The sequence below is a fragment of the Pseudolysinimonas sp. genome (genome assembly GCF_057350545.1).
In genome coordinates, this window is sequence record NZ_JBMRCP010000113.1 from 1 (window position 1) to 3,108 (window position 3,108).

At 69.7% G+C, this 3,108-nt stretch carries 5 protein-coding genes; all 5 read right to left on the bottom strand.

Annotation, left to right across the window (positions count from 1 at the left end):
• Window positions 1-342: AAA family ATPase (locus ACO1X9_RS15480; RefSeq protein WP_486351750.1), on the bottom strand; the 342-nt coding region annotated here is incomplete at its 3' end.
• 11 nt (window positions 343-353) lie between these two features.
• Entirely contained in the window at window positions 354-782 is a 429-nt protein-coding gene (locus ACO1X9_RS15485) for a heat shock protein transcriptional repressor HspR (RefSeq protein WP_486351751.1), read from the bottom strand.
• Between the two features lie 5 nt (window positions 783-787).
• Entirely contained in the window at window positions 788-1,753 is a 966-nt protein-coding gene (locus tag ACO1X9_RS15490) for a DnaJ C-terminal domain-containing protein (protein WP_486351752.1), read from the bottom strand.
• A gap of 12 nt (window positions 1,754-1,765) precedes the next feature.
• The gene (locus ACO1X9_RS15495; RefSeq protein ID WP_486351753.1) at window positions 1,766-2,476 is read right to left on the bottom strand and encodes a nucleotide exchange factor GrpE; all 711 of its coding nucleotides are present in this window, start codon (window positions 2,474-2,476) and stop codon (window positions 1,766-1,768) included.
• 2 nt (window positions 2,477-2,478) lie between these two features.
• The coding region (locus tag ACO1X9_RS15500; RefSeq protein WP_486351754.1) for an Hsp70 family protein at window positions 2,479-3,108 on the bottom strand (630 nt) is incomplete at its 5' end.

Below are 3,108 nucleotides of genomic sequence, written 5' to 3' on the forward strand. Positions count from 1 at the left end.
GAACTCGCCGCGGTACTTCGCGCCCGCGACGAGCGCCGCGAGGTCGAGCGACACGAGCTGCTTGTCTTTGAGCGAGTCGGCGACATCGCCCGCGACGATGCGCTGGGCGAGTCCCTCGACGACGGCGGTCTTGCCGACACCGGGTTCGCCGATGAGCACGGGGTTGTTCTTGGTGCGCCGGGTCAGCACCTGGCTGATGCGGCGGATCTCGGCATCCCGACCGATGACCGGGTCGAGCTTGCCGCTCTTCGCGATCTCGGTGAGGTTGATGCCGTACTGCTGGAGGGCGGTCTTCTGCTCCTCCTGCTGCCCCGAGGTCGGGGCGCCCTGCATGTTGGCCACTTGGTCTCTCCTCAGTCCCGTGGACCGAACGGTCGCCAGACGACGACCGACGTCGACTTCTTCACTCTCGTGCCCGACCGGAGGGGCACGACCTCGCCCGCGGAGCCGGCCGCGAACACGCGACGGCCCGGGCGGTTGAGCACTTCCTCGGCGAGCGCCGACTCGAGCTCGCGCACCCGTCCCCTCAGCGCCAGTACCTCGTTCTCGAGTTCGAGGATGCGGCGGATGCCCTCGAGATTGAGTCCCTCCGCCGACAGCCGCGCGATCTCGCGGAGCTGGGCGACATCCCGCATCGAGTACCGGCGGGACTGTCCCGCCGTGCGCCGCGGCGAGACGAGCCCGAGTTTGTCGTATTGACGGAGGGTCTGCGGATGCATCCCGCTGAGCTCGGCCGCGACGGCGATCGCGAACAACGGGGTCTCGATGTCGACGTCGGCCACAGAGCTCACCTCCCCGCGCGCGCTCGGGCGATGAGGTCGTCGCGGGGGTTCTCGGGGGTGAGCTTCGCGTACGCCTCGAGGGCGTCGATCGCGGCCGTCGGGAGGTTGTCGGGCACCGCGATGACCACCTCGGCGAGCAGGTCGCCCGTGCCCTTCGCGGTCGTGACGCCCTTGCCCTTGACGCGCAGGACGCGCCCGTTCGGCGTGCCCGCTGCGATCTTGAGTCGCACGGTCTCGCCCTCTAGGGTCGGCACCTCGATCGTCGCGCCGAGCGCGGCTTCCGGGAAGGTGACGGGCACGTCGACGCGCAGGTTGATGCCGTCGCGCGCGAACACCGGATGGGGTCGCACCGTCACGGTGATGACGAGGTCGCCCGCCTCGCCGCCGTCGGGGCTCGGCTGCCCCTTGCCCTTGAGGCGGATCTTCTGTCCGTCGGAGACGCCGGCCGGCACCTTCACCTTGACCTCGCGGCCGTCGGCCATCCGCAGCGACACCGTGTCGCCGCGGATCGCGGTGAGGAAGTCGAGGGTCGTGTTGGCGGTGATGTCGCCGCCCTTGGTCGGGCCGCCGAAGCCGCCGTAGCCGCCCGACGGCTGGCCGAAGCGGCCGCCGCCGAACAGGTTGCCGAGGATGTCGTCGAAGTCGCTCGCCGACGCCCTCCCCCCGCGACCGAAGCCGCGGAAGATGTCGTCGAAGCCCTCGCTGCCGGTGCCCCCGGAGGTGAAGCGGGCGCCCGAGCCCATCGCGCGGATCTGGTCGTACTCGGCACGGAGCGCCGAGTCGGACAGCACCGAGTACGCCTCGCTGATCTCCTTGAACCGCGACTCGGCGACGGTGTCACCCGGGTTGGAGTCCGGGTGGTGCTGACGCGCGAGCTTGCGGTAGGTCTTCTTCAGGTCGGCCTCGGAGACGTCTTTCGACACTCCGAGGACCGCGTAGAAGTCCTTCTCGAACCAGTCTTGGCTGGCCATGCGACCTCCGGCTTACTCGGGCGAGGAGACGGCCACCTTGGCGGCGCGGATGAGGCGCTCGCCCAGGAGGTAGCCGGTCTCGATGACGTCGGCCACCGTGTCGAACTCGACGTCCGAACTCGGGATGCGCACGATGGCCTCGTGCAGCTTCGGGTCGAAGCGCTCGCCCTTCTCGCCCACCTTCGCCAGTCCATACTTCTCGAATCCCGCACGGATCTTCTGTGCGATGAGTGCAAGCGGGCTGCCCTCGACGAGGTCGCCGTGCGCGTCGGCGCGGTCGAGATCGTCGATCGCCGGCAGGAGCGAGCGGATCACCTCGGCGATCACGATCTCGCGGTTCGCCGCCCGGTCGCGCTCGACCCGGGTGCGGAAGTTCTTCAACTCCGCCTCCGCCCGGGCCGCGCGCTCGCGGTACTCGGCGACGAGGTCGCGCTCCGCCTCGGCGAGCAGCGCGAGGTCGTCGTCGGTGAACTCGACGTCGGCATCCTGCGCCTCGAGCAGTTCGAGGTCGTCGGCGCCGTGCGGGTCCTCCTCGATCAGCGGCTCGCCCGTCTCGGCCGGCTCAGCGGCCTCGTCCTGGAGATCGTCCGCCGCCTCCGCCTCGGCGCCGGCGTCGTCCCGGTCGGAGTCCGCTCGGAAGCCGTCGCCGACGGGTTCGGTGACCCGCTCCTCGCGGTCGCGCTCGCTCTTGCCCTTCTTCGGGGTGTCGTCGTCGTCAGCCATGCCTACTTCTTCGGCTCCTCGGCCTGGGGCTCGTCGTCGACGATCTCGGCGTCGACGATGTCCTCGTCCGACCCCTCGGCCGCCGGCTCATCGGTCGCCGCGTCGGGCTCGGTGGTCGGGGCGTTGTAGATCGCCTCGCCGAGCTTCGTCTGGCTCGCGTTGAGCTTGTCGAACGCGGTCTTCACGGCGTCGTCATCCTCACCCTGCAGCGCGGTCTTGAGCGCGTCGACGTCGCCCTGCACCTCGGACTTCACGTCGTCGGGGAGCTTGTCCTCGTTCTCCTTGATGAGCTTGTCGATCGAGTAGACGAGCTGCTCGGCGGAGTTGCGGGTCTCGGCCGACTCGCGACGCGCCTTGTCCTCGGCGGCGTGCTCCTCGGCCTCGCGCACCATGCGCTCGATGTCCTCCTTGGGCAGCGACGAGCCGCCCGTGATGGTCATCGACTGCTCCTTGCCGGTGCCCTTGTCCTTCGCCGACACGTGGACGATGCCGTTCGCGTCGATGTCGAATGTGACCTCGATCTGAGGGATGCCGCGGGGCGCCGGTGCGATGCCGGTGAGCTCGAACGTGCCGAGCGGCTTGTTGTCGCGCGTGAAGTCGCGCTCGCCCTGGAACACCTGGATGGCGACCGA

Coding starts and splice junctions, on each gene's coding strand:
- ACO1X9_RS15490 (WP_486351752.1), bottom strand. CDS start 1,753: ATGGCCAGCCAAGACTGGTTCGAGAAGGACTTCTACGCGGTCCTCGGA.
- ACO1X9_RS15495 (WP_486351753.1), bottom strand. CDS start 2,476: ATGGCTGACGACGACGACACCCCGAAGAAGGGCAAGAGCGAGCGCGAC.